This window comes from Methanomethylovorans sp. (assembly GCF_050177135.1).
GTDB lineage: Archaea > Halobacteriota > Methanosarcinia > Methanosarcinales > Methanosarcinaceae > Methanomethylovorans.
Genome location: NZ_JBFXHJ010000194.1, coordinates 1 through 3,572 on the forward strand (window position 1 = coordinate 1; position 3,572 = coordinate 3,572).

Annotated in this window: 4 protein-coding genes and 1 pseudogene; 3 read left to right on the forward strand and 2 right to left on the reverse strand. The window is 44.8% G+C overall.

The features are described 5' to 3' along the window. From AB7U21_RS11280 to AB7U21_RS11290, 3 genes and pseudogenes are all read left to right on the forward strand, one after another. Positions 1 to 706, forward strand: a pseudogene (locus AB7U21_RS11280) (hypothetical protein); the annotation flags it as partial. Beyond that, complete coding sequence (locus tag AB7U21_RS11285) at positions 679 to 1,404, forward strand: ABC transporter ATP-binding protein (RefSeq protein WP_428389128.1); 726 nt, start codon at positions 679 to 681, stop codon at positions 1,402 to 1,404. The pseudogene AB7U21_RS11280 and the gene AB7U21_RS11285, both read left to right, overlap by 28 nt. Next, positions 1,379 to 2,554, forward strand: a complete 1,176-nt coding sequence (locus tag AB7U21_RS11290) for an ABC transporter permease (protein WP_428389129.1) — start codon at positions 1,379 to 1,381, stop codon at positions 2,552 to 2,554. Before AB7U21_RS11285 ends, AB7U21_RS11290 begins: the two co-directional genes overlap by 26 nt. Before the next feature lie 9 nt (positions 2,555 to 2,563). Here the strand turns inward: AB7U21_RS11290 and AB7U21_RS11295 are convergent, their stop codons facing one another. Both AB7U21_RS11295 and AB7U21_RS11300 read right to left on the reverse strand, forming a co-directional pair. Then, a complete protein-coding gene (locus tag AB7U21_RS11295; RefSeq protein ID WP_428389130.1) occupies positions 2,564 to 3,274 on the reverse strand; it encodes a DNA alkylation repair protein in 711 nt (236 codons plus the stop codon). 122 nt (positions 3,275 to 3,396) lie between these two features. Further along, the gene (locus AB7U21_RS11300; protein WP_428389132.1) at positions 3,397 to 3,570 is read right to left on the reverse strand and encodes an ATP-binding protein; all 174 of its coding nucleotides are present in this window, start codon (positions 3,568 to 3,570) and stop codon (positions 3,397 to 3,399) included. Between the last annotated feature and the right edge of the window lie 2 nt (positions 3,571 to 3,572).

The following is a 3,572-nucleotide window of genomic DNA, read 5'->3' on the forward strand; positions in this document are numbered from 1 at the left end:
TGTGAATGTGGAAGTCGTGAACTTAAGACCCAATGACATTACAGGTGTTATTGTCACTCCGGAAGGAAATGATATTACGTTCTTTCCGGCTAATGTCTTTGTAGGTACCATCAATGAGGGAAATAAATCCACAGCAACGTTCACCCTGAACTCCATGACATCCAAGAATGGCAACAAAGAGATGCAATTCTCTGCTACATATTTCAATGGAGACAACCCGCATATCTCATCCGGTACGAGCTACAACGTTGAAGTGGTGGATCAGTATGCGCTTATACTGTCAGCCTTAGAGGTAGAAAGAATAGGAAATACATATAGCATCACAGGAGATATAAACAATTTTGGAACAACCGATGCAAAGAATGTCATGATCTCAGTGACGGAAACGGAAAACATCACACCTGTGCAACCGTATGAAAAATACTTTGTAGGCACTCTGGAAAGTGATGATTTCAGCAGTTTTGAGCTGTCTGCGTCCACACAGGGAAACAATGTAGAAAAAATACCCTTGCTAATTGAGTTCAGAAATACTAACAATGCCTATGCATACATAAATGAGGACATTGTACTCCACAAAGGAACGCTGCCTGCTCCCAGCAATAGTGGAGGAACACGATTCGTTATGATCGTTCTTGTTGCTGTCATATCTATTGCAGTGCTGGGCGTTATAGCATATTCATGGAAGAAACGGAAGATATCAGAATGAACGGGGCATGTATGCAAGGTCCTATAGTCCAGCTCACTGATGTGAAGAAGATCTATCATCTTGGAGCAAGCCAAATACATGCTCTTAACGGTGTCGATCTTTCGATCGAAAGAGGAGACTTTGTGACCATTATGGGGTCTTCCGGTTCAGGAAAATCCACAATGCTCAATCTCATTGGTTGCCTTGATCAACCCACGGAAGGCACCGTAAAGATCAATGGCACAGATCTTTCTCTTCTTAATGATGACCAGCTTACAGAAATACGCAGGAACAATATTGGTTTCATATTCCAGCAGTTCAATTTGATACCTACTCTCACTGCCGTGGAGAATGTTGAAATGCCTATGATATTCAGCGGGATCCCGGAACAAGAGCGCCGGAGAAGGGCAATGGAATTCTTGAGACGAGCAAACCTTGACGCAGAGTTTGCCGAACACAAACCCAGTGAGCTTTCAGGAGGTCAGCAGCAAAGAGTTGCCATCGCCAGGGCACTGGCAAATTCCCCGCCTATCCTTTTGGCAGACGAGCCTACAGGAAATCTCGATACAAAGACCGGAAAAAGCGTAATGGATCTTCTCAGCGAGCTCAACTTACATGGAACTACCATCATAGTTGTCACACACGATCCAAAAATAGCAGCATATGCGAACACTAACATAGTTCTCAGGGACGGTGAGATCGTTGAAGCTTCAGAATAGGTATTTCAAAGGTAATATGTACGCTGAACTAGCAAAAAGGAACCTCAAGAGGCACATGGCACGCACCGTCCTTGCAGCTGTGGGAATAATCATCGGAGTCATTGCAATTTCGTCCATGGGGATACTGGGAAACAGCCTGAAGCTGTCAGTATCCGATTCCCTGGGAGATGTGGGTAACGAGCTTCTGGTATATCCTGGGTTCGGAGAGGAGACTATAACTGAGAAGCAAGTAGAGAAGATGCAGAAAGTTGCAGGTATAGAGAACCTGATACCTATCTATTCCAGCGCTTCAATGGCTGAATACAAGAACGAGGAAACCTACGCAAGCGTATATGGTATCGAAAGCGATGATCTGCCCGGTCTTGCGCCGATAGAAGCAGGCCGTATGTACAAACGTGGGTCTTCTGATTGTGTGATAGGATCACAGCTTGCAGAGGATCTCGAAGTCAATATTGGCGGAAAGATAACTATAGAAGATACAAAGTTCAGAGTAATAGGCATCCTGAAAGAACGCGGGATGGGCTTTGATATCAGTGCTGACAGTGCTGTTTTTATTGATGTTCAGATGTTCACAAGGATCTATGAGGATACGGATGAAGGTTATAGTTATGCCATAATCCAGGTTGAGGACATCAACGAGATAGATACGGTCAAAGAGGATCTTGAGGAAAGGCTCAACAAGAAAGACGAAGAGGTGTTCGTACTTGCCACCAATACGATCCTTTCAAGCATTGATGAGATCTCCAGATACATTTCCCTGTTCCTGATGGGAATAAGCTCCATTTCCCTGCTTGTGGCAGGGGTGAGCATCCTCAATGTAATGCTCATGTCCACTATGGAGCGCACGCGGGAGATAGGCATAATGAAAGCAGTGGGAGCTTCAAGAAAAGATGTGCTCAAGATGTTCCTGCTGGAAGCACTGTTTCTGGGAACGGCTGCAAGCCTCATAGGAGGAATATTGAGTTTCGGAGGCGGATTCCTGATAACTGTGCTTATAATGAAGCAGGCATCTTACCTGTTTGCACCATCAAGCATGGCTTACATCATACTGGGTATTGTGTTCGGCATAATGACGGGTGTTGCAGGCGGGGTTTATCCTGCATGGAAAGCTGCTCAGATGAGACCGTTGGATGCATTGAGGCATGAGTAAATATAAAACTCACTTTGCCTTTGTAGATAGCAGCTTCTGCTGCACTTTTTCGCCTGTAAGTTCCCTTATGGCATCTGCCGCCACCCACCTGGCACTGATACTATCTGTTTGCTGCAATTCCTCTGCCAGTTCTATCGCCCGGGCGTTCAGCGAAAGATCACGCTTGCCTATCTGGCGCAGGGCCCAGTTGACAGCCTTTTTCACGAAGTTGCGTTTATCCAATGCACCTTCCTTGATCATCGGGAAAAAAACAATAAAACGTTCATCTGAGGCTTTCTTATCGCTCACGGCAAGGCGTGCCATCAATACAAAACCTGCTCTTTTTACGAACTCTTCTTCACTGTGGCTCCACTCTGCCGCTTTGTCATAGGCACATGGCATATCCTCAAAGAGATTCATACAGCATTGGTCGCAGATCTCCCAATAGTCGAATTCGCTTACCCATTGTTCCATCTGCTCTTCGGTGACATATCGCACATCATCCACCATGCTTGCAAGGATCTGGGTTTCCCGATATCCATAAGCCCACAAACTGGCTGCGATCTCATGGTCTTTTCCGATACTCTTCGCTATTCTCCGAAGTTCAGGAATAGCAACACCATAGGCTTTGCCGGGAGTGATGCCAAAACTTGCCATGCCCTTCAGGGCAGATGGGTTTGAGAGAAACTTCAGTTCTAAGATGATGCTTTTAATACTTTTGTCTTTTCTATTTGCGTCCAATGATACTCACCCCATACATTTGTGTCTTATATACACGATCAAAGTATCTTTTTCAATTGAATGAAACCTACAAATGATGATCGGGAATATACCCTACCGGACGGGGATGAAGTAGCCTCATATTAAAAAGAATGTGTTTTATTCACCTTTATCCAGAAAACAGCACCTGACCCCGAAGGATTATCATATACACCAACTTCACCATGGTGAAGTTCTATTATTTTCTTTACGATAGCAAGGCCCAGCCCGCTTCCTTTAGTTCCTTCAGTGGAAACCTGTTTAAATCTTCTGAATATGG